The sequence below is a fragment of the Parazoarcus communis SWub3 = DSM 12120 genome (assembly GCF_003226565.1).
GTDB lineage: Bacteria > Pseudomonadota > Gammaproteobacteria > Burkholderiales > Rhodocyclaceae > Parazoarcus > Parazoarcus communis.
In genome coordinates this window covers 1-300 of sequence record NZ_QKOE01000158.1, presented here as the reverse complement: position 1 = coordinate 300, position 300 = coordinate 1, and the positions used below count along the sequence as shown (strand labels likewise).

The window sequence follows — 300 nt, the reverse complement described above, 5'->3', positions numbered from 1 at the left end:
TCGTTGCCTTTGGCGCACTGACGCTGGCGATGATGCAGACCGGCATCGTGCCGGCCACGGTGTGGCTGCTGGTGGGCATGGGGGTGCTGGCGGCGGTGCTCGATGGGGGTGCCGCGCTCAAGTCGGGGCAAACCAGAAAGCTGGTCGGCGTGGCCGGCTGGAACCTGGCCTACCCGCTGGGGCTGGCTGCGCTGCTGATGCTGCTGCCGCTCAAGGAACTGCCGATGCTCGCGCAAGTGCTGTTCGCACTGGCGATTGTGGTGCCGATGGGCCCCTTGATGTACCGCCTGGTGTACCAGC

General features: G+C 67.3%; 1 pseudogene. It reads left to right on the top strand.

From position 1 onward, the window contains the following. Positions 1-300 (top strand): annotated as a pseudogene (locus DNK49_RS24295) (branched-chain amino acid ABC transporter permease); the annotation flags it as partial.